This window comes from Methanosarcina mangrovi (assembly GCF_052057765.1).
GTDB lineage: Archaea > Halobacteriota > Methanosarcinia > Methanosarcinales > Methanosarcinaceae > Methanosarcina.
Genome location: NZ_CP195120.1, coordinates 3,356,035 through 3,380,406 on the forward strand (window position 1 = coordinate 3,356,035; position 24,372 = coordinate 3,380,406).

Annotated in this window: 16 protein-coding genes and 1 pseudogene; 10 read left to right on the forward strand and 7 right to left on the reverse strand. The window is 39.7% G+C overall.

The genetic code is table 11. The features are described from left to right. Nucleotides 1-264: 264 nt before the first annotated feature. From ACSAZL_RS14880 to ACSAZL_RS14900, 5 genes and pseudogenes are all read left to right on the forward strand, one after another. The gene (locus tag ACSAZL_RS14880; protein ID WP_440945406.1) at nt 265-1,206 is read left to right on the forward strand and encodes a glycosyltransferase family 2 protein; all 942 of its coding nucleotides are present in this window, start codon (nt 265-267) and stop codon (nt 1,204-1,206) included. Then, on the forward strand, nt 1,184-2,077 hold the full coding sequence (locus ACSAZL_RS14885) for a lysylphosphatidylglycerol synthase transmembrane domain-containing protein (protein WP_440945407.1): 894 nt from the start codon (nt 1,184-1,186) through the stop codon (nt 2,075-2,077). Before ACSAZL_RS14880 ends, ACSAZL_RS14885 begins: the two co-directional genes overlap by 23 nt. A gap of 126 nt (nt 2,078-2,203) precedes the next feature. Then, nucleotides 2,204-2,791, forward strand: coding sequence for a class I SAM-dependent methyltransferase (locus ACSAZL_RS14890; protein ID WP_440945408.1), 588 nt, complete (start codon nt 2,204-2,206; stop codon nt 2,789-2,791). A 92-nt stretch (nt 2,792-2,883) separates the two neighbouring features. Then, on the forward strand, nt 2,884-5,124 hold the full coding sequence (locus ACSAZL_RS14895) for an ArnT family glycosyltransferase (protein ID WP_440945409.1): 2,241 nt from the start codon (nt 2,884-2,886) through the stop codon (nt 5,122-5,124). A 271-nt stretch (nt 5,125-5,395) separates the two neighbouring features. Continuing rightward, nucleotides 5,396-6,573: pseudogene (locus tag ACSAZL_RS14900) on the forward strand (IS256 family transposase). 125 nt (nt 6,574-6,698) lie between these two features. Here the strand turns inward: ACSAZL_RS14900 and ACSAZL_RS14905 are convergent. The 6 genes from ACSAZL_RS14905 to ACSAZL_RS14930 are packed head-to-tail and all read right to left on the reverse strand — an operon-like array spanning nt 6,699 to nt 14,714. Next, entirely contained in the window at nt 6,699-7,883 is a 1,185-nt protein-coding gene (locus ACSAZL_RS14905; RefSeq protein WP_440945410.1) for a glycosyltransferase family 4 protein, read from the reverse strand. After that, complete coding sequence (locus ACSAZL_RS14910) at nt 7,883-10,258, reverse strand: glycosyltransferase family 4 protein (protein ID WP_440945411.1); 2,376 nt, start codon at nt 10,256-10,258, stop codon at nt 7,883-7,885. Before ACSAZL_RS14910 ends, ACSAZL_RS14905 begins: the two co-directional genes overlap by 1 nt. Nucleotides 10,259-10,269: 11 nt before the next feature. After that, nucleotides 10,270-11,637, reverse strand: coding sequence for a methionine biosynthesis protein MetW (locus ACSAZL_RS14915; RefSeq protein ID WP_440945412.1), 1,368 nt, complete (start codon nt 11,635-11,637; stop codon nt 10,270-10,272). 17 nt (nt 11,638-11,654) lie between these two features. Further along, the gene (locus ACSAZL_RS14920) at nt 11,655-12,875 is read right to left on the reverse strand and encodes an ABC transporter ATP-binding protein (RefSeq protein ID WP_440945413.1); all 1,221 of its coding nucleotides are present in this window, start codon (nt 12,873-12,875) and stop codon (nt 11,655-11,657) included. After that, nucleotides 12,875-13,654, reverse strand: a complete 780-nt coding sequence (locus tag ACSAZL_RS14925; protein ID WP_440945414.1) for an ABC transporter permease — start codon at nt 13,652-13,654, stop codon at nt 12,875-12,877. The genes ACSAZL_RS14920 and ACSAZL_RS14925 overlap by 1 nt, the downstream gene beginning before the upstream one ends. Continuing rightward, a complete protein-coding gene (locus ACSAZL_RS14930) occupies nt 13,644-14,714 on the reverse strand; it encodes a glycosyltransferase (protein ID WP_440945415.1) in 1,071 nt (356 codons plus the stop codon). Before ACSAZL_RS14930 ends, ACSAZL_RS14925 begins: the two co-directional genes overlap by 11 nt. A gap of 389 nt (nt 14,715-15,103) precedes the next feature. Between ACSAZL_RS14930 and gmd (ACSAZL_RS14935) the strand changes: the two genes are divergently transcribed. The 3 genes from gmd (ACSAZL_RS14935) to ACSAZL_RS14945 all read left to right on the forward strand — a co-directional run bounded on the left by gmd (ACSAZL_RS14935) (nt 15,104) and on the right by ACSAZL_RS14945 (nt 19,799). Then, nucleotides 15,104-16,141: a GDP-mannose 4,6-dehydratase gene (gene gmd, locus ACSAZL_RS14935; RefSeq protein WP_440945416.1), complete on the forward strand. Its 1,038-nt coding sequence runs from the start codon at nt 15,104-15,106 to the stop codon at nt 16,139-16,141. Nucleotides 16,142-16,167: 26 nt separating this feature from the next. Further along, nucleotides 16,168-17,196, forward strand: a complete 1,029-nt coding sequence (gene gmd / locus ACSAZL_RS14940) for a GDP-mannose 4,6-dehydratase (protein WP_440945417.1) — start codon at nt 16,168-16,170, stop codon at nt 17,194-17,196. A 101-nt stretch (nt 17,197-17,297) separates the two neighbouring features. Further along, nucleotides 17,298-19,799: an oligosaccharyl transferase, archaeosortase A system-associated gene (locus tag ACSAZL_RS14945; protein WP_440945418.1), complete on the forward strand. Its 2,502-nt coding sequence runs from the start codon at nt 17,298-17,300 to the stop codon at nt 19,797-19,799. A gap of 228 nt (nt 19,800-20,027) precedes the next feature. Here the strand turns inward: ACSAZL_RS14945 and ACSAZL_RS14950 are convergent, their stop codons facing one another. Next, nucleotides 20,028-21,494 (reverse strand): DHH family phosphoesterase, encoded by a 1,467-nt coding sequence (locus tag ACSAZL_RS14950; RefSeq protein ID WP_440945419.1) that lies wholly within the window; start codon nt 21,492-21,494, stop codon nt 20,028-20,030. Nucleotides 21,495-22,213: 719 nt separating this feature from the next. Between ACSAZL_RS14950 and ACSAZL_RS14955 the strand changes: the two genes are divergently transcribed. After that, nucleotides 22,214-23,716 carry an NAD(P)H-hydrate dehydratase gene (locus ACSAZL_RS14955; protein ID WP_440945420.1) on the forward strand — a complete coding sequence of 501 codons (1,503 nt, stop codon included), beginning with the start codon at nt 22,214-22,216 and terminating at the stop codon, nt 23,714-23,716. A gap of 243 nt (nt 23,717-23,959) precedes the next feature. Next, the gene (locus ACSAZL_RS14960) at nt 23,960-24,145 is read left to right on the forward strand and encodes a hypothetical protein (protein ID WP_440945421.1); all 186 of its coding nucleotides are present in this window, start codon (nt 23,960-23,962) and stop codon (nt 24,143-24,145) included. Nucleotides 24,146-24,372 lie beyond the last annotated feature (227 nt).

The window sequence follows — 24,372 nt, forward strand, 5'->3', positions numbered from 1 at the left end:
GTATATAAAAATGGGCTAAAAGTGCAGCCCATGCATAACAGCCTGAACATTTCTAGTCAGGACTATTGGGATTTGATAGTTTGAACTGTCAAATACCATTCTTCTGAGGCTCAATTCGTAAGAAAGGAACAAAAATCATGCTCTTCAGAATTTAACGGGGTATTTCGTGTACATTTCGAAAAAGAAGCAAAAAATAGAGAGATTTATACAACAGAAGCTCCAACGTAGTTTCCAGGAGTATCTTCCGTCCCAGAGGATTTATACATGTTTAATAAACCCTATATTTCAATTATAATCCCAGTTTATAATGAAGAGGAAAGTATACTTGAGCTATACGAGAAATTATACAATACTCTTTCACTACTCGATAAAACATATGAAATAATTTTTATTGATGATGGATCTACAGATAGTACTTTTGAAAAGATAAAAAGAATCAGGGATAGTAAAGTAAAAATTGTAGAGTTTCAGAGGAATTACGGAAAAGCTGCAGCTCTTTCCTGCGGGTTTAAAAAATCAAAAGGGGATATTGTTATTACTCTGGATGGAGACCTGCAGGATGACCCGAAAGAGATCCCCAGATTTATTGAAGAACTAAAGAACTACGATATGGTTTCCGGCTGGAAAAGTAAAAGGCAAGATCCGGTTTCAAAGACTCTACCTTCAAGATTATTTAACTGGTTAACTCGATTCATAACCGGGGTTAAAATCAACGACTTCAACTGCGGGTATAAAGCATACAATAACTATGTTGTAAAAAACATAAATATATATGGAGAGCTTCATCGCTACATCCCGGCACTTGCTCACTGGAAAGGTTATTCTGTAGGCGAAATTGAAGTAGAGCATCATCCGCGAATACATGGAGAGTCAAAGTATGGGATCGAAAGGTTATTGAAAGGCTTCCTTGACCTTATAACAGTCACGTTTCTGATGATGTACAAGAAAAGACCTCTTCATATGTTCGGAGGCATAGGGTTCCTTCTCGGACTTACCGGGGTGCTTATATCAGTATATTTAATGGTTTTATGGATAACAGGAGAAAAAATAGGAGATAGACCCCTTCTTATGCTCGGGATATTACTTACGGTCATAGGTGCCCAATTTATCTCCCTTGGTCTGATAGGAGAACTTATCACAAACTCGAGAAACAATGATGATTATATTATCAAGTACGATAGCTATGAAATGGAAAACGGCAGGTAAAATTGCGGTTACTTCAGGATTAATGCTTTACCTCATAAGTAAACTTGACCTGAAGGCGATCTACGGAACCTTTACTCAAATGGATCTGGCATTGCTTTCTCTCTCATTACCTTTTATTGCTCTGATGTACCTGATAAAAGCGAGAAAATGGCAGGCTCTGCTTAACTGTATAAATGTCCAAATCCCTATTAAACGGTCATTAGAAATAATATTGATAGGTACATTTTATGGAGCACTCACCCCGGGTAGGGCGGGAGAAGTGTCAAGAGCTTTTTATCTGGACACCGAAAAATCAAGGAGTGTCCCTACTGTGATAATGGACAGGGTAATAGACATTGTCTGTCTGCTATTATTAAGTGTTGTATCAACTGTCCTTTTTTTCCAAGACAGAAATCTGATTTATTTAATGATTTTAGTTGTGCTGCTTTTTATTGCAGGAATAATTATCATTATGAATGAGAGAATAATAACCTTTTTTTTCAGAAGTTTCTCTAGGGGGAAAGAACATTCAGAAAATTATATAAAAACAATCAGGGAAATTACGGGGAATAAAAAATCATTGTTTTTTGTTTTTTCTCTGACTTTTGGATATTATATCCTGAATCTAATCGTATACTGGATAGTAATAAAATCGCTAAGTCCGGCTTTAAATAATATTCTTACATTCTCCCTGCCAATAGTTGTAATCTTAGGTAATATTCCCATTTCCATATCAGGGTTTGGAGTTAGAGAGTTTGCGAGCGTTACTATCTTCAAGATGTTAAACGAGAACTCAGCTTATGGGTTCTCATGCCCTCTAGTTCTGTACTTTTTAACTTCATTATCTCCTGCATTATTGGGGTTTCTACTTACTTTGAGGAAAAAATCTTAAAAAACTGAGTCGTTTTAAAAAAGCCTGAAAACAAAATAAGCACTAAAATATAAATTAAAGGTTAGCTGGTTGAGAAATAAAGATCAATATCATGATTTCAAAAATTATCTGTATGCAGGGATTTAGATGAATCAAGATTCTGAAAGTGGGAACTATAAAAAGTATACCTCCAGAAATCCGCTTATGGGAATGGTCATATCCAAATTTATAAAAGATTTGAGTGAGACTATAGTTCCATTAGAAGATGTAAACAGCATCATCGACATAGGTTGTGGGGAAGGGTTTATCATCAATTGTCTCAACAGGGAAGATGTTACAGGTGTGGATATTTCAAAGAACGCATTGAACATCGCAAAACGAAAAAATCCTGGTTGCAATTTTTGTGCAGGAAGCGTATACGACCTATCGTTCAAAAAAAATAGTTTTGACCTTGTAATTGCAACAGAAGTCCTGGAACACCTTGAAAATCCGGAAAAAGCCCTTCAGGAAATCAGGCGAGTATCCAAGAGTTATTGCTTATTCAGTGCGCCTAATGAACCTTACTTCCGCACGATGAACTTTTTAAGGGGCAAAAACCTGAAGCGCTTTGGAAACGATATAGAACATGCTCAGAATTGGGGTTCAAGAGAGTTCGTGAAATTGGTAGGAACATACTTTAACGTTCTAGAGGTACGGAAACCGTTTCCATGGACAATGGTGTTATGCAGAAAATAAGAAATGTAAACAAGAAAAAGCCAAAATTTAGATTTAAGGCATAACGGAGAAGATAAACTGCAAAAATAACTTTTAAAGAGGAGAACTATTGCATGCATGCATTCTTTCAAAAAAATGATTTTCATACAGGTTGTGAAAAGTTATATTGCAGAATAACACAGAATAATTATTTTGATGTGATTAGCTCATCCATCTGTGCGATTTTTATTATATTATTATTTGCGGGCCATTATTTCAAAAACTACCAGTTGCTTTATGGCTTAAATATATTAAAATTTCTCATAATACCCCTGTTTTCCCTCTGCATATATAAATATTACAGGAATAAGTCAAAAACGATCCTTATTATTATTGTATCTGCTCTTCTATTAACCTGGTTTTCAGGCTTTGATTTTGCATACAGGTGGGATGCTATACAGCATGTTGTACGCGCCAAATACTACCTATCCCACCCCTATCTGGGCAGTACTGAAGAAAGACATTCATTATTATATCTTATATGGGGAAGATTTTATAGATTATTTGGTGAATCAGAAGCTTTAACTCATTTAATAAATATGTTTCTGGATATTTTCGGGATTTTTGGGATATATGCAATTTCCAAAGAGTTGTACGAAGACCTGACCGCATTTATAGCTTTGATAGTTACCCTTATGTTCCCAGTATTTATTCTCGTAAATAAATGGGCTTATCTGGATATGCCTTTTACCAGTTTTGTAATTATAGCATTCCTTTTTTTGTTTAAATACATCAATACCCGGTCAAACAGGTTCTTTTATTTATCCCTGCTCTTTTCCTTTATTGCCTTTTCGATAAAAGTTCCTGGCCTTGTTTTGTTCCCGGCAATTTTTCTTTGCCTTGTTGTGTATCATCAGATAACCAGAAAAACATTAATATCAATTGTTTTGATGTTTTTGATTTCTATAATTTACTATTTCGAAACAATGTATTATTCAAAAATAATGGATGATTTTTCAATAATCACCCCACTAAACTTCGGAATAGATGCGATAGCAATATGGGCAGGATTTCTTAAACAGGAACTCTCACAGTACATATACTCCGGTATACTTTTTTTCTCAATATTTGCCTTTTTAAAGATTAGGAAGAAAGATAAGCCCCTTCTTTACTCACTACTGGGAATTCAGATTTTATTAATAGTAATGTCCGAGATGTATCCAAGTAAATTGGGTTTCTGGTTCCCTCTGATTCCTTTTGACAATTACCGGCCATATTATATTCTACTTGGGCTGTTGATACTATGCCTATTAGGTTCGGTGATATTAAATAGAACAGAAATAGAAATTGGCAGAAAAGAATTAGCCATGCTGATCTGGATTGCTGCTTTCTCATCTTTCTTTTTAATCAATGGAAAAATAACAGGATACGGCTTGAAACCTGCGATTGATACCAGCCTTCTGGATTACAGGTATTTAATGCCTGCATTTCCAGCTTTAATAATTCTATTTTCCTCAAGTATTTCAAAAATATTGAGGTCAGACTACTCTGAAAAAATCAAATTTATTGTAGTATTTATTCTTGCATCAACTTTGATTTTTAATTTTATAACTGCAGCAAACTGGACTTTTTATTATGCCAATTCAGGAAATGCTCGTCTAGAAGGGTATGAAGAACTCAGCAAACAAAATCCGGACGCTGTGTATACTCACTGGCCATTTTACTATGTGTATAATTATGATGTAGGAGGATTCAAATGGAAAAATGACAATATAAATGTTCGGGATATCAATATAGCGGCTCAATCTATAGATTCTGGTTATGTTAATGAAACTGAAGATAAAGCTTTCCTCCTATTTGATACGTATTTCTATTCTCTTGGAAATTTAATGAATATTAACAGTGAGAAAATTGAAGCTAAAACGTATATTCTGAATCCTCTTTTCACCTCAGTAACTGAAAAAACTGTTAATTCGGTATATATATCAAAGCTTGAAAGAGGTTCGATAATCCTGAATGATGGATTTTACAATGTAGAATTTTGGGAGAATAAACCTGTAAGATGGATGAAAAATAACTCGACCTTATATTTGTATTCAGATACTAATTTGGATACAACACTTAGCATGGAAGTTATGAGTTTCTATCGTGCCCGATCACTTGAAATACATGTGGACGATGAGCCTATTTCTGCAAATGCTGTGCCCACGAATTTTACAAAGATAGAAGTACCCCTTAGTTTAAAAAAAGGAATGAATTTCATTCAATTAACAGTGCCTGAAGGAACCGACAAACCACTTGATATCCCGGAGTTCGGAAGCAAAGACAGCAGGGACTTGAGCATTGCAATAACGGAGATCAAATTAACTCCATAATGACTCTACGTGTGTTAATTTCAATGATGTACCGAGTAAAGTGATCTGTCTAACTGCAAATCAAATACTGCTGTACAAATCCAGAATAAAAAGTGTAATTAGTTGAGGAAAAAACTGTAACATTCGGTGCCCCACTCACCAGGGAAACAAAATTGATAAATTTATCAGAAATCTTGGAAAGTCATATGCAATCTTTGAATGCAGCTTTTAAGCCTTACAGGTCTTTTTCAGCAACAATTTGGCAGTGTACCGAAAGTTCTGTAAAATATGATTGACTCTGTATCCTTTTTCTTCACCACAAAAAAACAGGATGCAGAGTCAATGGTAGATTTATTCTCACTCATAAAAGATTATCTTTTCGATCAGGAAGATGGAATTCGCCAGTTAATTACCTGGTTTTTAAACCTTGTAATGGAGGAGGAAGCCCTCCTCCAGGCTGGTGCAAAACGTTATGAGAGAACTGATTCTCGCAAAGCCAGTAGAAACGGTTACAAACCCCGTACTCTCCTTACCAAGTATGGAGAGCTTGAATTATTAAAGCCTCAATTCCGTGAATTTCCCTTTGAAACAGAGGTTTTTGAGAAATATTCTCGAGTTGAACAGGCCATCTTATCCGCTGTAGCCGAATCTTACTTGCAAGGTGTTTCCACCCGAAGGGTGGATAAGGTTATGACTTCCTTAGGAATTAAGGGAATCTCAGCCTCTTCTGTTTCCAGAATTACAAAAGAGCTTGATGAAAAGGTTTCTGAATTCCTCTCAAAGCCAATAGAACAAGAAATTCCTTATCTGTTTATCGATGCAACCTATTTGAAAGTAAGAGACGGACTTCATTATGAAAATAAAGCTCTCTTTATAGTTGCTGGAATCAGGGATGACGGTTATCGTGAGATTCTTGGAACAAGATTGGCAGATAGTGAAGACTCCCTACTCTGGCAAGATCTATTCGAAGACCTGAAAGAAAGAGGTTTAAGAGGTGTCAAGTTAATTGTTTCTGATGGTCATAAAGGAATACAAAAAGCAGTTAGAGAATCCTTTATTGGATCAAGCTGGCAGATGTGCCATGTACATCTGACAAGACAAGCTCTAAAAAAGGTTCCAAAAAAAAAGCAAAAAGAAGTAGCAGAGAAGATAAAAGAAGCATTGGTAGACCGTCAGAAATACAGCGATTTGATAAGGGAACTGGATAAGATGGGATATAAAGGCGCAGCTGATACCCTTGAAAGGTTTCAGTATGATGTAATGAATTATATGCAGTTTCCAAAGAGTCATTGGAGAAGAATAAGGACAACAAATATCATGGAAAGAACTAACAAGGAGATAAAAAGAAGAAGCAAGGTGGTAGGGGCATTCCCTAACCAGGAATCAGTATTGAGACAATCAGTCTCAATACTGATCGATATTAATGAAGATTGGATCACAGGAAATAAGTATTTAATAATGGAACAGTAATCAAAAAAGAAGACTAAAAGGATATAGAGAGAATTTTACAGAAAAATTGGCACACTGCCAACAATTTCCTGAATGTAAGGATTTTTAAATAAGTAGACCCATTTATTTTCCAAAAATTTTGTGAATCAATTTTCTAGTAGAGCCACCTTTTTTGTAAGCTCTTCCAGCAAATGTAAATATTTCATTTCTACTTTTTTCCATGTATAATTTTTTTCAATAAATTTTCTTCCATTATCTCCCATTTTATCCAGAATATCCCTGTTTGAGCATAAGAAATTCAGGCATTCACGAAATTCATCATAATTCTGATACCAGAGACCTGCATTACTTCTTTTGCAGTGACCTTTTAGGACATCACATTCTCCATTTACAAGTACAGGAGTTCCGCACCCCATTGACTCAAGCGTAACTAATGATAAACTCTCATAGGGAGATGGCATAATCAAAAACCGGGCATTTTTAAGAAGAGAGTATTTTTCAGCCTCGGAAACAAAACCAAGATATTTTATCTTATCATGCTTTGGAACACCTATGACATCATATCCTGCCAGAACAAGAGAAGGAATTTCTGGAGACTCCTTTAACAATTCAAGGTAATATTCGAACAACTGGTAACAGCCTTTAGAACCTTCAATCCTGCCGAGATAGAGAATATAATCCTGATCTTCCAGACTCTTGTATTCCGTGATAATTTCAGGAATTTCGATCCCACATCCAACAATGTCAAAGATTTTTCCTTCTTCTTTCAGGTCCGTTTTTGCTTTAATTAAGTTTTGTTCTTCAGGAGTACTGTATACTATACCCCTGACATTCGTAAATAGTTCTTTAGTAGTAGACAAGTCAAGAGCAGGATCATTTTCTGCGAAAGGGGCGACCAAAGATTTGTTTCCTACTTCCTTTATTCCATAATAACTGGGATAATACCTGAATGTAAAAAATACAAAGGCATCGTAGTTGCCCTTATTTTTAGAGATATAGTCTATCAATTCAGGGCAGTAAGGCCCCTGTTCATTTATCCATAAAATTTCATCTTTCAGGTTATGAGTGGTAAAAAAAGCCTTTTCCTGAATTTTGCCGTGTTTATTTAGATCACGTTTTTTTGAATTTGCAAATCTTCGGACTTGGATACCATTTACTGTTTCAGTTCCTTTTTTGTACTCATTTTTCCATGTGTGATAATCTTTTGCACAGGTAGAGAGTACTTCCACATCACAATATTTAGTCATATGTTCAGCAACAAGTCTGGTTAGATATTCCGCACCACCAATTATATCTTCACCATATCTCTGGACTATAAATGCGACTTTCATCAATTAATTTCCTCCTTTAATTTATCAATAATTGATTGTGCTATTATTTCCCAGGAATATTTTTGTTCAACCAGATTTCTTGCATTTATTCTTAATTTTTGCTGCAATTCTCCACTCTCAAGTAACCTGGAAATTTCTGCCTGGAATTCTTCAGAGGGAGAGATAAGAGCATGAACCTCATTTTCGAGATCCAGACCTCTTGAACCTATAGGAGTACTGACAACAGGAATTCCTGCACTCATATAGTCCAGCATCTTGAGATTTGTACCTGACCCGCTGAACATGGGGTTTATGGCAATATCTGCCAGTTTATAAATCTCGTATTTTTCATCCTCGTCAACGGTTCCAAAAGCCAGAACGTTTTTGGGAAGCTTTCCATATTCGTTAAAATAATAATTCTTGACGCTGCCAACTACTATAAATTTATATTTTATCTGTTTTTTGCACAGTTCACCAGTAATAAATTTTAATGCCTCAAGGTTTGGAGGATGCCAACTCCCAACAAAAATAACGGTAATAGAACCTGACAATCCTGTAAGTTTCTTTTGCCTCTCCCTTTCCTCATTTGTTATGAAGGGTATCCTTGCAGTGTCAACACCATTTGGAGTAACCAGAATTTTTTCAGACCTTGAACCATAAATTTCAATTAAATTCTGTTTATCTTCTTCAGATGTGCAGAATATGAGATCCGATTTTAATGATGCTTCTTTTTCAGTGTTATATACTTCGGTGGTATATCGGGCATCTTTTACATAATCTTTCTTAAGTAAATATTCAAGGTTGTGAGCTTCGTAGATTACTCTTTTGTTGGGATCTACAAACTTATTTAAAGGCCATAGATAAGGATGTGAAAAAACTATAATATCCGAGTCTTCAGCCAGTTCTTTCACTTTTTCTACATATTCTTTAGAATAATCAACGAAATTTATCATAGCCACATCGTAGAGGTCTACACCTACTTTTTTCTCGGCTTCCCACTGATGCCTGGCATGTTCTATGCTCTGAGGAATGCAGATTTGTCTTAAGCCATTATCCAGAACAAGATTCTGATACTGCTTGTTTGTCTCAATAATTGAACAGATCGTCACATCAAACTCTTTTGCAAGCAACGAATAGATATTATAGAGCCTGTGTTGACCTCCGCCCCTTGGTGGATAACAAGAATAAGTAGCTAATACAAGAATTTTCTTTTTAGAATCAGGTATCAGTTGCTTATCATCTAACAACTGAGAGACAACATTGCCCCAGTTGATACCTTCTACTTTTCGATATGCTTTGCTCCCCATTGTGATGGCTTTTTCCTTATTTTCCATGAGGTAGTTAATTTTTTCTGCAATTTTTTCGGGCTTAGGGTCAACAGCAAAACCGGTCTCATAATTGTCTACGAATTCTAAAGAACCACCGCTATCGGTCGAAGTTATAACCGGCTTATGGCTCATCATTCCTTCAATTGTAATTAAACCGTAATCTTCATCATAGGGGATATACAGTATCGCAAGAGCATTTGAATATAAATTAATCAGATCTTCTTCACTCGTATATCCGATAAACTCAATTCTCTCGTCCCCTTTTGCCAGTTCTTTTAATCTATTCTCTTCAGGACCTGTGCCAGCAATTTTAAACTTAACGTTATAATGTACATGTTTCATTGCCTTTACAAGGAGATCAATACGTTTTGGGACATCAAGACGGCTTACAGTAAAGAGATAATCATAACTCTTGCAGACAAAATTTTCAATTTTTGACGGATGATATATCACACCAACTCTGGCATCATGAGGAAAATAATCTTTTCTTTGTTTTACATTCTCCGAGATTGCATAGTAATTTCTAATCCGATTTGAAGCAAGAGCATATGCATCGAAAAAATGAATGATAGCTCTGATAAATGAACCCGGGAACTTAAAGGTTTCACTATTATACTTCTGTTGATCGGCTTTTAGTTGATTCAGTTTTTCGAAGAGTTTTTCAATATTTTTCTCAGAAGGAGCATCCGTATCTATTAGCTTAAGAATGTCATTTACCAGGTTAACTCGCAAATTTTGCGGAACAGATACCGGTTCGTTACAAAAATGATAGGTATCAAACAGACCTCTTAAATGGTGCTGGAGATATACAATGTGATTCTGATGCTTTACCATCCAAGCTGGATATTTGGTAGAGATGACCATGTCAAAATAGGAAAGGTCCAGGTTATAAAATTGAGAATATGACTCTATCAGGTCCCAAAAATTATTTTCCCGGGTGGGTACCTTCAATAACTCACACTGGTGAGTTGTATGATCATTTATATAATTCTGCAGCCCCCACCAGAGTTTTTCCGCTCCTCCAACGGTAAAAGGTACCGGGCTTGGTGCAACAATTGCAATTCTCATTACTTTCACCGTCATTTTTTACCTATTACGGCATAATCCTGTGCCCCGTAAAGGATATTGTTCAGCTTCTCGATGTTCCGGTTATAGGTATCAAGATAGTTCTTTGCCCATTCTTCCATGCCATTATTAACCGGAACTTTTTGCAATCTTGCTTCCTCTGAGACAGGAGATATGTATCTGGTATCCAGATCTCTAAACCCGGCTGAAGCCAGCAGGAACTTAAGGGTTTCAGGGTGAACTGGTTTTTTATGAGTCATATCTATGTAAAAATTAGCAAATGAGAACAGAGAAAGTGGGTTTACGGTTTCCACAAAAATGTAGTATCCATACTTGAGTTTCTGAAAACATAGCTGGAGCAGATTAATCAGGTAACTGGGTTCCAGGTGTTCAACTACCTGGTCGATAAAAATTCCATCAAAACTTTTATCATCAAGTTTTTCAAGATATGAAATTGCTTCGTTTCTCTCGACATTCAACCCTTTTGAAATACAATAATCAACCATCATATCATCGATATCAATACCCTTTGCACCGATACCAAGCTCTTTTGCTAACTCCAGGAATTCACCCCTTCCACACCCGATATCCAGAACATTAGAACAGCCAACGAAATAATGCATAAAATGAGACTGTCGTTGCTTTATGTCTTCTCTTGAACCTCTAAACTGTTCTTCGAATCTGAAATAATTAATGTCCAAGTTACTGGAATCAGAGGTTTCAATGATTTCATTTTTGCTCCCTTCTTTTATTTTTCCCTCAAGTATACCGGCCAACCATGCCTTATTTTCAAGGTCCAGATTTATTGAAGCAATTACAGAACTAACTTCTGCCTTTATACTATTATCCATTTCAGACCTTAGCTGATCGACCTTTTTTTCGGACTCGAGTCTGAGTTTTTCGATCTTATTCTCTAATTCAGGTCTAAGCTCCTCTATATTTGAATCCATTTCGGATTGGAGCTGCTCTATCTTTCTATCAAAAGAAGTGAACCTGTCTGCAGCATCATTAAAAAGGCGAACTGTACTCCCATTAAACTCTGTTTGTTTCCAGATAACGGGATCCACATACCGTCTGACTTCTCCATGTACGAGTTCTCTACCCTTAATAAGGAATTTCCCCACAACCGAACGATGAGAACTTATGAAATAACTGTTGTTCTGAATATCCCAGTTGGAGTTTAGATACTCAAGGTCCCTCTGGATGTTACTTCCACCTAGAGATGACTCAGTGAAAGGACCCCGTTGAGGATATCCCATGTTTTTCTCCGGAAAAAAACCTGATCCTTTCCGCTCACTGATATTTTCCCTTATTTTTCTCATTATTTCTTCAACGTTGATTTCCTCTTCATCAGTTTCAGTATTAATGTCAAATGAATCCATAAATCCCACATCCGAACTCAGATTTTCCAGTTGCAAGGCACTTCAAAAAGTCCAGCATCTCTACTGGTTGGCATTACATTAAAAGAATACTGTTTATCATGCCAATCGTACGGTTTTTGATCGTGAGTATGCACGGCTACTGTCAGTAGAAATCTTCCTGTTATCATAGGAATTCTCTCTATCATCAGGTCAACATGCCCTTTGCCCTCAAGAGTGCCAATTTCGATATTTTTTAATTCCGTGTTCGTTCCAAAAAGGTTTTCTCCGTTTTCGGAATACAGAGCAATTCCGAACACTGGATCAGAGACCTTTTTATTTGCACTATAAAAAATCCTGATTGTCATAGGATCAAAGGAGTTAAACCTTGAGCCTTTATTGCCGAATTTATCATAGAAGTCCACACCTGTGATCTCAATGGTCTTATCTCCCCACCTAGAACTTTTACCTTCAGACTCCGCATCCGACTCAACAACTTCCAACTCATTCTGGCTTTCCGATACAGGTGCTTCATCTCCACCGCCATACACATAACGGTCAATTACTTCTCCGGTGCCCCCTAAAACAACCTGCTCTCCTTTATTCAGAAGCAGTGTTCTATCACAGAACCTCCTTACTGACCCAAGGTCGTGTGAGACGAAAACAATTGTAACTCCATCTTTTTGATACTGGCTAAGGACGTCCAGACACTTCTGCTGAAACTCCATATCTCCCACTGCCAGAACTTCATCCATCAAAAGAATTTCCGGATCAGTTTGAATTGCTGTTGAAAAAGCAAGCCTTACCTGCATACCTGATGAGAAATTTTTGAGCTTGGTATCCCTGAATTTTTCAAGCCCTGCAAACTCAATAATATCGTCCAGTTTATCGTTAATTTCCCTCTTTTGCATGCCCATGATGGTTGCATAGATTTTTATGTTCTCTGCAGCCGTCAGATCGGACTGGAAACCGACCCCGAGCTCAAGGAAAGGTGTGATTTTCTTTAGGGCAGTAACTCTCCCGGATGACGGGCGAAGAATGTTTGCAATAATTTTCAATAAAGTACTCTTTCCACTTCCATTCTCTCCAATAATTCCAAGAGCTTCACCTTCTTCAACTGTAAAATTAATATCTCTGAGTGCATGGAAAGTTTCATAAGTTGGAGGCTTGAAAGCATCGGTCAGAGTTTCAAAGATAGTTGTTCTTTTTTCATGAGGTATACGAAATGTTTTGTGCAGATGCTCAACCTCAATTGCCGTCATCAGATTTCCTCCGCAAATCTTGATTCCAATCTGGAAAAAATAACATATCCTATCAGAAGGAAGACTATTGATGAAAGGGCCATAAATAAAAGGTCTTCTGTTTTAGCTGGAGATGAATAAATAATAGTATCCCGTGCAGAAGTAAGTACCCGTGCAATCGGATTCAATAGAACGAATTTTTGTAGATTTTCAGGGAATATGTCGATGGTGTAGAGGATAGGAGTTGCAAAGTATCCGATCTGCAAAAGAACCTGCCAGATAAACTGTACATCCCTGTAATATACATTCAAGGCGGCAAGCGCCAGAGCGAGGCCGAGTGAGACGATAAACAGGCAGACCAGAATAAACGGCGTGTAGACAAGGTTGATGGAAATTGGTACGCGGAAAAATAACATAAACATTATGAATATCAAAGACTCGAAAATACTCATCAGCAAAGCTGTTATACATGAGGAAATAACAAATATATCCCTTGGGAAGTAGATTTTCTTAACCATATTTGGCTTTCCTACTATGGAAAACATTCCAATAGTAGTAGCCCTGCTCATAAAACCCCATAAAATGATTCCAAGAAGCAAAAACAACTGGTAGTACTCTACCTGGACCTTCATCAAATTCGAAAAAACCACATATAGAACCAGGAGCATAAGCATTGGTTCCAGAAGTGACCAGAAATAACCCAGTATAGAATTTTTATATCTCAATTTAAATTCGCTCCATGCCAGCTGCCAGATAAGGTTCCTGTATCCATAGAGCTCTTTCAGATGCTTAACGATCATTATTTACCACATTTTTTATCTTTTCACTAAAAATCGAAAGATCAAAGCATTTTGCCTGTTCAAGACAGGCATCCCTGTAACTTTCGGGTTCACGAGATACGAATTTGACAGCTTCTATAACGCTGTGAATATCCGCATTTATAAGAAGACCCGTTTTTTCAGTAACGGTCTCTTTAAACCCTCCTTCGTTTGCCGCAACAACAGGTTTTCCGCTTGCCATTGCTTCCACAGGGGTCAGGCCAAAGTCTTCGTCAAGTGCCGTGCAGATAAAACCTCTGCACCTGGAGTAAAGGTCAATTAATTCCTTTTCCGAAACTTCTCCAAGTATGTTCACGTTGTCAGGTAGCTTATTACTTATATGTTTTGCATATTTTTCAGCATGGTCCCCCTTTGCATAGCCACCCACGATAATGAGTTTCTCATCAGGCATTTGTCTGAAAGCTTCAATTTGCAATTCGACTCTTTTTTCAGGATAAAGCCTGTTCACCGAGAGCCAGAAATCCCCGTATTCCTCACATTTAAACTTAGAAACATCAACAGGGGGATAAATTATGTCAGCGTTTCTGTGGTGATACTTCTCTATTCTTTTCTGGGAATTTTTTGAAATCGTGACAATCTGATTGATATTCTTAATGGATTTTTGATCAAGCCACCTGTGGCCGTGTACCCAGGTACGAAAAGCCTGCCTTGTAATAAAATCCTGCCTCTGTAAGAAAGTATCGTAGAGATCGTAAAAAGCCCTTACAGGCGTGTAGCAGTACCACATGTTGGGATGGTGCCTGTGAGCTGCATAATGACTCCAGTTCCCTGTGAAGATGAAAAAATCGTAATCATTTGAAAAATTACAGGAATAAAATTTTTCGGTTGCGGAAATCTGCTTTAACGGGGGGATTTTCTGTGTATGCCCTAGAGATATCACATTTACTTCTGTATCCAGTTTATCAACTGCATCCATATCCGTAGTGATAATATCAGCGTTCAATAAATGTGCTAGAGTGATGACAACTTTTTCCCCACCACCAATAGCTCCGAAGTAATCATGAAAGATTGCTGTTTTCATGTTTGTTCTCATTTTTTAATTATTTCATGTTAAATTTAAATTGGGATTTATATGTGTTTCGAACCGAATTCTAATTTTGATAAAAATTCCGTCACTTACTTCGAAATATAGCCCCATTTAATGTCCAGATTCGCTTAGCTGGACTTTAATTATCCCACAGGAGTCTCCAGTTACAACCTGAACAAAGGATTTAACAAGAATAACCTGGAGGCATCCATTCAAATCATATAGAGTAATAACAATTTAACAGTAAGTTAACAAAAATATTGTGTATCAATTAGTTTATATAGATTAAGAAGATATGCTTTTTGCAAAGGGAGCTACGTTTTTAAGGTAATAAATATCCGATCTTCTGCAGGAGAAGAATTGGGAGTAAACCAGGTGATTCCTTGACAAAGGTCGCACTGATAACAGGCATAACAGGCCAGGATGGAACATACATTTCAAAGCTTTTATTAGATAAGGGGTACGTAGTACATGGAATAAAAAGAGAATCTTCTACCAGAAACGAAGACAAGGATAAAGAGCAGAAAAACACAGAGCAGAAAAACACAAATCTTCATTTTCACTTCTGTGACATGACCGATTATTCGAAGCTTCTAAGAATTGTTCAAGAGGTACGTCCGGATGAGATCTATAATCTGGCAGCCCAAAGCAATGTTCAGACCTCTTTTGACCGACCGGAATATACAGCAGAAATTAATGCACTTGGCACCCTGCGCCTCCTCGAAGCTATCCGTACTCTTGGGCTGGAAAAGAAAACAAGATTTTTCCAGGCTTCTACCGGGGATTTATTCGGGAACTCCCCGGAAAACCCGCAAAATGAAAATACCCCCTTTCACCCCAGGAACCCTTATGCAGTGTCCAAGTTGTACGCCTACTGGATTGCCATAAACTATCGTGAAGCTTATGATATGTTTGTTTGCAATGGTATCCTTTTTAATCATGAATCCCCAATAAGGCCCGAAAATTTTGTTACAAGAAAAATTACCAGGGCTGCGGTCAGAATAAAAAAAGGATTTCAAGAAAAACTGTACCTTGGGAATCTGAATGCAAAAAGAGACTGGGGATTTGCAGGAGACTACGTTGAAGCTATGTGGCTGATGTTGCAACAGGATAAACCGGATGATTATGTGATTGCAACAGGTGAAACCCATTCGGTACAGGAAATGGTGGAATTTGCATTCAGAGAGGTCGGTTTTGAACTCGAATGGGAAGGAGAGGGGCTTGAGAAAAAAGGGAGAAATGCTATAACAGGTGAGGTCCTGGTCGAGGTAGACCCCAGGTTTTACAGGCCCCTTGAGTCAAGCTTATTAGTCGGAAACCCTTCAAAAGCCAGAGAAAAACTTGGATGGATGCCAGAAGTAAATTTTGAAGAACTGGTTAGAATGATGGTCAAAAATGACCTGGAATTCGTAAAATGTTAAAATATATTTGAAATTGCGTGGTAAAAATGTCTAAAGTCGCATTACTTACAGGAGTGACCGGGCAGGATGGAGCATACCTTGCCGAACTCCTGTTGAATAAAGGATATACTGTGCACGGGATGCACAGAAGATCGTCTCTGAGCAATACCGGACGTATAGATCATCTCCTGCAAGATCCCTGTCAAGAAAACTCCAAATTTATTTTGCACCACGGAGACCTGACCGATTCGGCAAACGTTTTCAGACTTATTAAGGAAATCGAACCTGATGAAATTTACAACCTCGGCGCCCAAAGTCATGTCCAGGTTTCTTTTGAGACTCCCGAATACACTGCGAACTCGGACGGACTTGGAGCCCTTCGTATTCTGGAAGCAATAAGAATTCTCGGGCTTGAAGACAAATCTAAGTTTTATCAGGCATCAACCAGTGAATTATTCGGGAAAGTACGTGAAGTCCCACAAAAAGAAAGCACTCCTTTCTATCCCCGAAGTCCCTATTCGGTAGCTAAACTGTATGCTTACTGGATTACCGTAAACTACCGTGAAGCTTACGACATGTTTGCCTGCAACGGTATCCTGTTTAATCACGAATCTCCTTTGAGAGGAGAAACTTTCGTTACCAGGAAGATTACAATAGCTGTATCAAAGATTAAAAAAGGGCTTCAGGATAAACTCTACCTTGGAAATCTCAATGCCAAACGTGACTGGGGATTTGCCGGAGATTATGTGGAGGCCATGTGGCTCATTTTACAGCAGAATAAACCCGAAGATTATGTTGTCGCAACAGGAGAAACCCACTCCGTTAGAGAATTTACCGAGCTTGCATTCAGAGAGGCAGGCATTGATATTGAATGGGAAGGAGAAGGAGTTAACGAGATCGGTAGGGATGCTAACAGCGGAAAAATACTCGTAGAAGTTGATCCGATGTTTTACAGACCGACTGAAGTGGATCTTTTGATAGGAGACCCTTCAAAAGCCAGAGAAAAACTTGGCTGGAAAACAAAGGTCAGCTTTGAAGAACTGGTCAGAATGATGGTAAAAGGCGATATGAGATAAGTATCTCTCCGGGTGAGGGTAGAAATCCTTTTTGTTGAAAAGCTTGATTTCTTAAATTAGATCTAAAATATATAAGTAGTTAAAAAATAAACGTGAGTGGTATGGAGAAGTCAGAAAAAATCAACCAAAACAGAAATGTACGAAACGGATTCTCAAAAAATCTTCTCGTGCTTGGAGCTGCACTCTTAGCCGGCTTCATTATCCGCATGCTCACCTATTCTTCACTCACTGCAGACGGGAGCATAACCTTCACGGGATATGATGACTATTATCATATGCGGCGCATTCTATATACGGTCTCCAATTTCCCTCATTCCCTGAACTTTGACACCTATCTCAACTATCCTTATGGTCTTGAGGTCGGATGGCCGCCATTCTTTGACCTCTTAGGCGCGCTGCTTGCAATAATTCTGGGAGGAGGACAGCCTGACACGCATACTGTCGAATTTGCAGGGGCTCTTTTGCCGGTACTGCTTGGAGTCCTGACAGTAATTCCGGTTTATGTGGTGGCAGCTTCGGTCTTTGACAAAAAAACAGGGCTTCTCGGAGCTCTCATTTTTGCGGTTCTCCCTGCCCATGTATATATATCCCGTTTTGGGGCCGCCGACCACCATGTAGCTGAAGTGTTACTCTCAACAGCAGCCTATGCACTTTTCATACTTGCCATAAAACTGGCAGGGGAAAGAAACCTTACATTAAGTTCGCTCAAGAACATATCTTCCGATAAAAACCTCTTAAATCCCCTGGGACTTGCAGCAGCTTCAGGAATATTTTTTTCGCTCCTTATCTTTACCTGGGTAGGAGCTCCTGTCTTTATCAGCTTTATTGTCCTCTATGCACTGGTTCAGAGAACAATCGACCTTAAAGTAGGAAAAGGGTCAGATTACCTCTTTATCTGCTCGGCTATAACTCTGTTTGCAACACTTTTGTTTACAATTCCCCTCTCAGCAGGGGAAATCCGCCCCGGGCTTGAAATGAGTGCAGTGTATCTTTCCTGGTTCCAGGTAGTGTATGTACTGATCCTGTTAGCAGGTTTACTCCTTTTATGGGGCTTTTCAACATACATCTCAAAGAAAGAAATGGACTGGAAGTACTACCCCGGCGTTTTAATACTCGTCTTAGGCTCAGGGCTTCTTCTCGTCCGGATATTTTCCATCGAATATTATGGTTTCATTATTGAAGGCCTGAGGTTCTTTTCGGGAAAAGGGGAATACATAGGCACAATTTCCGAAGCAGTGCCCCTGTTTCTGACCTCACAGGGAAAACTTACCTTCTCATCGGTACTGGGAAGCTTCGGGCTTACTCTCCTTGCTGCACTGGCAGGATTTTTCCTGTTCGGCCTTGAGTTAAAAGGCGAAAAGGCAAAGCCAGAAGGGATATTTTTCCTGTTATGGACACTTTTTTATGCATACCTTGCCCTTTCCCAGAGGCGCTTTACCTACCTTTTTGCAGTAAATATCTCAATTCTTACCGCGTATATCCTCTGGGTGTTACTGGAATCTCTTGATTTCGGAAAAGAAGTTAAAAAGCTGGCAAAATCTGGAAAAGTGACAGAGAAAACCTCGGATTCCCCTCTCCAAAAAGGAAAAAGAACGGGATCAAAAACGAAATCAAAAAACAGACATGTAACAGAATCAAAGAGCACGTCAACCGAACCTGACTACTTCAAACTGGTTTCAGGAGTGGCTTTGATAGGGCTTGTCTTTGTGCCTTCCATATGGTTAGGAATTGCTTTTGCAAAGGATGCCGCTTCAATCGACCCTGGATGGCAGGACTCTCTCAAATGGCTTGAAGCCTCAACCCCTGCAACTTCCTATTATCTCGAACCCGCAGAAACCCCTGAGTACGGGGTCCTTAGCTGGTGGGACTACGGAAACTGGATCATATATATAGGAAAAAGGCCCGCAATCTCCAATAACTTCCAGGCAGGGGTAGAAGATTCTGCAAGCTTCTTTATCTCTAATTCCGAAGAAGAAGCTAAAAAAATAATGGATAAACTCAATGTGAAATATGTTATAACCGACACGCAGATGGCAAAAGGTAAGTTCGGATCTATTGTCGAACTCGCAGGAAAAGAGATTGAAGACTATTACGAGGTCACGACTGTTCAAGAACAAACAGGCATCAGGACAGTTGCGTCTGCCAAACAGGCCTATATGGATACAGAGGTATACAAGCTTCACGAAATTGACGGAATAGGTCTTGGAAACCTCAGGCTGATCCATGAAAGTACGCCGAATACCACAGAGAATGAAAGCAGTAACGGAAACACTGTAAAGGTATTTGAATATGTTAAGGGAGCCACACTTTCAGGCACTGCAGGCCCTAACGAGACCGTTATTGCAAAACTTGAAGTCAGTTCAAACACGGGACGGAAATTCTTATACCAGAACGGGGATATCGCAGATGAGAACGGCTCATTTGAAATAACCGTGCCCTATTCGACCGAAAATACAGGAAATGAAGTTTATGCAACCTCTGCTTATTCGCTGACTGCAGGAGAAAACTCAACTATTGAAGGGATTAAGGTAACTGAGAACGACATTTTGAACGGGACCAGAATAGAGGCAAATATTCCCCTGAATGAAGCAGACAACGAATAATAAGGCTTTAGAAGTGGAAAAAGTCGGGGAATGAAAAAATTTGAAAATAAAAAGAAACCCAGAGAATAAGAAATCCGAAAATAATAGAGGGAAAGAGAAAAATCTTTCCTTCTTTTCTCCCTTCGAAAGATAAATGATCGAAAGATAAATGATGACTTTCGTTGAAAAAAGTATTTTTTTTCCTTTCGCTGAAAACAATACTTTTTCCGACCACTATTTTTTTCCGGCTTATTCTCCCGTACTTTCAACTCCAACGGCATTTAGGAATCTCTTGACAACTGCTTCGTTAACGAGCCTCAAGAGGGTCTGCCGGTCTTTTGTGGCGCTGAAAACTCCAAGGGGGATCTGGGCACCTGCTGCATTTGCATGCCCTCCAGCGTCTTCTCCGAAAGCCTGGCGCATGATCTCTCCCAGGTTGACCCTGATATCCGTGCTGCGGCCCGAGATATAGATGCGGTCCTCAGTGACTCCGAAGACAACGGTTGTGGAGATCCCTTCAAGGCTAAGGAGATAGTCCGCAGCCTGAGGCAGAGTGTCCCTATCCCGGATGTTCCCGACATTTGAGAGGAGGTAACTCCCGATTACCTGCCGGTTCCGGATGGCTTCCCCGAGCACTTCGAGGGTTTCGGTAGCCATTGAAGGCTGCTCGAGCTGGTCCAGGATCCCGTGGTTCGAAAGGGGATAAAGATACGACGCAGCTGAGAGGTCTGCAGGATCGGTTTTCCGCTTGAAGTCCTGCGTGTCCGTCCTGATCCCGTAAAGCAGAGCCGTTGCGAGGGTCTTCGAGATATTGATATTGAGCTGCTGCAGGTACTTTGTCATAATAGTGGCTGTTGCCCCGAAGTTGGGCCGGATGTCTATGTAATCAGCCTTTATCTCGGTCTCTCCGGGCGGGTGGTGGTCTATCACGATCCCCACATAGGAGTTGAGGGGGACCATATTATTAACACCGGGGATGGAGCAGTCTATCAGGGCAATTTCATCAAAGTTCTTCGGGTCATGCTCTTCCATCTTGCTGAGGTCTATCCCGAGAAGGTTTACAAAAGCCTTGTTTTCCTGATGCCCGATCCTGCCGTGGTAAAGGATATTCGCTTCAACTCCAAGGTTTTTTGCGATTTCCTTTAAAGCAAGTCCGCTTGAGATCGCGTCCGGGTCCGGGTTGTCATGGATTACGATAGCAAGTTTTTTATCTCTGATCCCTTTCAGCCACCGGGCAAGCCTATTGCCTCTGTGGACTGATTCAGCCCTCTCAAGGGAACGGGAAAGGGAGCTGGCAACAAGCTTCGAGGGCATGAAGACGTAGTCTGCCCCCAGGTCTTCCATCTTTTCTTTATTGATTATGTCCGAAGAACGGGAAAAGATCTGGATATCAGGGTTTAATACTTTCTTGAAGTTTTCAATTCCTTTCCTGTTAGCCTCGTTGTTGGAACTCAGGAAGAGTATTGCAACGACATTTTTAAGGTCAATATTATTAACAAGCTCGGTGTCAGAGATGTCTCCAAGAATGGTTTCAAAGCCTTCTTCTCTGAGAGTCTCAACCTTGGCTTCGTCCTTATCTACAATAATTACAAGCTTATTGCTTTCCCTGAGCTCTTTTGCAAGTGCAAAACCAACACTGCCGCTACCCAGAATAAGGTATCTGGGTTTAACCGTGCTCTTAAGGCTGCTATCCGCATCTTTTGAAGAATTAGCCAAAAGTTATCCTCCTGCTCTCCTGTAAGTCCAGACATGTGAAAAGGAAAGCAAACATTTAACAGATTCCTGCCTGGTTACAATTTTTTACATTTCTCTCTATTTAAATCCCGATAAAGGAATTAAGTAAAAACATTACATTGTTAGACATAGGGCTATTTAAGATTATTTCAATACAGAATCCACTATATAAATTAATCTTAATAATTGGCTTTAAATTAATCTTAAGTAACTAATTGGCTTCATTTTCATTTTTACAATTTAAGCGCTGATATTAACCTTTATCCTCAGCTCTTCTAACTTTAGTTATTAGCGCCTCTTACTATACATTTGTTACTATTAATGAAGTTACTTATTATGGAATCAGCATTCCCGGCAACAGCCTTGCCTTAATTTCCGTATAAGCCTGTTTAATGTGATGGCATAGCCCGGTTTCTTACGGTTTAACCAGGGACTCTACCCTGTATACATGTTATATTGGAATGTAGCGTATATACTTAATGACTCCATATGAATTTTTTTCAGTTTGAATTATCTCGGTATAAAAATAGCCAGGAAATTCGGGTAATATGGAGAATCCGGATTTCGTAAAAAGATAAGTGCATTATCGAACATACGGATTCTTGAAGAATCTCGATGAAGCAACAAATACAAAGACCGGAAAAACCAGATAAACCGGAAAAACCAGAAAAATCAGATAAAAAGACCTGCAGGCAATCAGCATGAAATATATCAGTTCTTTACGGATGAAGGCAATCGATACCAACTGTTCTTACCTTGGATTATCCCCGCTCCAGTTAATGGAAAATGCGGGTGCAGCTGTTGCACAAAGTGTAAAGGAAGAGCTTGCCAGCGGAAAGGTACTGTTTGTGGCAGGTAGAGGGAATAACGGAGGCGATGCTTTTGTTGCTGCCAGACACCTTGCAGGCATTCCAGGATATAGTGTCAGGGTGGCCCTGCTCGGAAAAGACCGGGATATAGGGACAAAAGAAGCGTTTCACAATTATTCCCTGTTGAAATTCAGCAGGGTGCAGACCCTTGAAATCAGAGATTCAGGTCAGCTTGCAGCCTCAGGGTGGTTTTCGGAGGCTGACCTGCTTATTGATGCCATCTTCGGTACAGGGGTTAAGGGAAGCATAAGGGAGCCCGAGTCAACTGCAATAGACCTTATAAATAGCGAAGGGAAAGCCGGAAAAACAGTAATTTCCGTGGATATCCCGTCGGGGCTTGATCCTGACGGAGGGAGCTTTGAAAAAGCTGTATATGCAGACCTTACCGTAACTTTTCACCGCATGAAAGCCGGGCTCCTGAATGAGCAGGCAAAAGAGTATACAGGCATGATAAAGGTTGCAGAGATCGGAGTCTGCGCGGATGCCGAACACTATGCAGGCCCCGGCGACCTGCAGATGCTTCAGAAGAGAAAGCCGGAAGCGCACAAAGGAAATGCAGGGAGGATCCTTATCATCGGAGGGGGGCCTTACTCCGGAGCGCCGGCACTTGCAGCCCTTGCAGCCTTAAGGACGGGGGCGGATCTGGTAACGGTAGCAGCACCCGAATCAGTAGCCGGAATCGTAGCTTCTTACTCTCCAGACCTTATTGTCCGGAAACTCTTTTCAAGCGTACTCTGCCCCGAAGACCTATCCATCCTCCCGGACCTCATCAACTCCAATGATGTGGTTGTAATGGGAATGGGGCTTGGGAGAGCAACAGAGACCCTGGAAACTGTCCGAAAGCTTCTGCCCTTCTGCAGGAAAGCGGTCCTTGATGCCGATGCCCTTTCAGCCCTTTCAGGCACGCTCTTCGAAACCCTTGCAGGGAACTGTGAAATAATAGTGACCCCCCACTCAGGAGAATTTGCACGCCTGAGAGACATGGAAACTCCGGACTCCCTTGAAGCCCGCGAAAAAGCTGTCAGGGAATTTGCGGAGGAAAAAGGTGTGGTGGCTCTCCTGAAGGGAAAGGTGGACATTATTTCTGACGGAAAACAGACTCTCCTGAACAGGACAGGAAACCCGGGCATGACCGTAGGAGGGACCGGAGACGTACTGGCAGGCATTACAGGATCGCTGTTTTCCAGAAACCCGGCGTTCCTTGCCGCAGCCTGTGCAGCTTACATCAATGGGGCAGCCGGAGACCTGGCCTTTGAGAAAGCGGGAAATTCACTGCTTGCAACTGACATGATTGAAATGATTCCTGAAATAATCAAAGAGGCAGGAATCGGGTGAAACACTTGCAGTTAAAATAGCTCTGAAAATGGTACGGAAGCAATATATGGATAAAAATCAGGCACCACTCAGATCAAAGTAGATCGTATCAAAAAGGTCGGACCAAAATAAGCTCAGATAAAGAAGGTGTGGACAAAAATGGTTCGGATAATACTCAAATAGTAGCTGAAAAAACTGAAGTAATGCAAAAGTAATATTTCTGTATTGCAACATAAATTCTATACCATGAAGGGGGAACGGAGAATGACACACGATTTTGAGAGAAAAATAGATGTGGAAATTGAAAGGACAAGAATAAGGCTTACGATTTTCCATGGGGAAGATGAAGAAGTTGTAAAACTTAACCTTGAAGAAGCCGAGGAACTGGCAGAGAAACTGGGACAGGCAATTGAGGACTATTCGCAGCGGAAACAAATCCGGATTGACTGAACAGAAAATTGGCTGAACAAAAAATTGACTGAACAGAAAATTGACTGAGCAGAAAATTGGCTGAACAAAAAATTGACTGAACAGAAAATTGACTGAGCAGAAAATTGGCTGAACAGAAAATTAAGGAACCAGGGACTGCGGACAAAATGGACTTCTAGCAAAGAGGTTCCAGCAAAAAGTCTGGCAAAAAGATCAGAAATTACAAAAAGATTAAAAGTTCTGTAGCC

Bases quoted from the DNA above. Each gene is read 5' to 3' on its own strand.
- ACSAZL_RS14905 (WP_440945410.1), bottom strand. From the start codon at position 7,883: ATGAAAGTCGCATTTATAGTCCAGAGATATGGTGAAGATATAATTGGT.
- ACSAZL_RS14955 (WP_440945420.1), top strand. From the start codon at position 22,214: ATGAAATATATCAGTTCTTTACGGATGAAGGCAATCGATACCAACTGT.
- ACSAZL_RS14920 (WP_440945413.1), bottom strand. From the start codon at position 12,875: ATGACGGCAATTGAGGTTGAGCATCTGCACAAAACATTTCGTATACCT.
- ACSAZL_RS14895 (WP_440945409.1), top strand. From the start codon at position 2,884: ATGCATGCATTCTTTCAAAAAAATGATTTTCATACAGGTTGTGAAAAG.
- ACSAZL_RS14880 (WP_440945406.1), top strand. From the start codon at position 265: ATGTTTAATAAACCCTATATTTCAATTATAATCCCAGTTTATAATGAA.
- ACSAZL_RS14915 (WP_440945412.1), bottom strand. From the start codon at position 11,637: ATGGATTCATTTGACATTAATACTGAAACTGATGAAGAGGAAATCAAC.
- ACSAZL_RS14925 (WP_440945414.1), bottom strand. From the start codon at position 13,654: ATGATCGTTAAGCATCTGAAAGAGCTCTATGGATACAGGAACCTTATC.
- ACSAZL_RS14910 (WP_440945411.1), bottom strand. From the start codon at position 10,258: ATGAGAATTGCAATTGTTGCACCAAGCCCGGTACCTTTTACCGTTGGA.
- ACSAZL_RS14890 (WP_440945408.1), top strand. From the start codon at position 2,204: ATGAATCAAGATTCTGAAAGTGGGAACTATAAAAAGTATACCTCCAGA.
- ACSAZL_RS14930 (WP_440945415.1), bottom strand. From the start codon at position 14,714: ATGAAAACAGCAATCTTTCATGATTACTTCGGAGCTATTGGTGGTGGG.
- ACSAZL_RS14885 (WP_440945407.1), top strand. From the start codon at position 1,184: ATGAAATGGAAAACGGCAGGTAAAATTGCGGTTACTTCAGGATTAATG.
- gmd (WP_440945417.1), top strand. From the start codon at position 16,168: ATGTCTAAAGTCGCATTACTTACAGGAGTGACCGGGCAGGATGGAGCA.
- ACSAZL_RS14945 (WP_440945418.1), top strand. From the start codon at position 17,298: ATGGAGAAGTCAGAAAAAATCAACCAAAACAGAAATGTACGAAACGGA.
- ACSAZL_RS14960 (WP_440945421.1), top strand. From the start codon at position 23,960: ATGACACACGATTTTGAGAGAAAAATAGATGTGGAAATTGAAAGGACA.